The organism is Halomonas sp. 25-S5 (assembly GCF_029889845.1).
In the GTDB taxonomy this organism is placed as follows: Bacteria; Pseudomonadota; Gammaproteobacteria; order Pseudomonadales; family Halomonadaceae; genus Halomonas.
On sequence record NZ_JARANV010000090.1, the window covers coordinates 1 to 658 of the forward strand.

At 60.6% G+C, this 658-nt stretch carries 1 protein-coding gene; it reads left to right on the plus strand.

All coding sequences use genetic code 11. From position 1 onward, the window contains the following. The coding region (locus OP498_RS18510; RefSeq protein ID WP_280554823.1) for an integrase core domain-containing protein at positions 1-508 on the plus strand (508 nt) is incomplete at its 5' end. Positions 509-658: the final 150 nt, after the last annotated feature.

A 658-nucleotide genomic window follows, 5' to 3' on the forward strand; every position in this document is an offset into this window, starting at 1 on the left:
CGACTGGTACAGCCGCAAGGTGCTGAGCTGGCGACTCAGCAATACCATGGACGCCATCTTCTGCGTCGATGCCCTGGAGGAGGCGCTACGGCGCCATGGCACGCCCGAGATATTCAACAGCGATCAGGGCTCGCAGTTCACCAGCCAGGCCTTCACGGACGTGCTCAAGGGCGCTGGCGTCGCGATCAGTATGGACGGCCGAGGTCGTGCGTTTGACAACATCTTCGTCGAACGTCTGTGGCGGACGCTCAAGTACGAGGACATCTATCTGAAGGGCTACGCCTCGGTCGGCGAGCTGACCGTCGGGCTGACGGAGTACTTTCCGTTCTACAACGAAGAGCGGCCCCACCAGTCACTGGGGTACCGGACACCCGGCGAGGTCTACCAGAGCGGCCTGGGTGGCGGTGCATCCATACCCGACCACTTCAGTGGCCGAGAGACTGCATCGAAGAGGGACGAAACAGGGCAGCGCTGTGCAGCTGCGAATATGGCCGAGGCATTAGCTTAAATCCAGACAGATTCTGTCTTGACCATGGGGTCCACTGTAAACCGCTCCTTGTGTTCGTAGGCCGCAAGGAGCCGAGGGAAGGCCCCTGTCCATGTCTCCATGATGAGCCGCTCGCGATCTGAAACGTCGTGAGCACGCTTCAGCAGGATC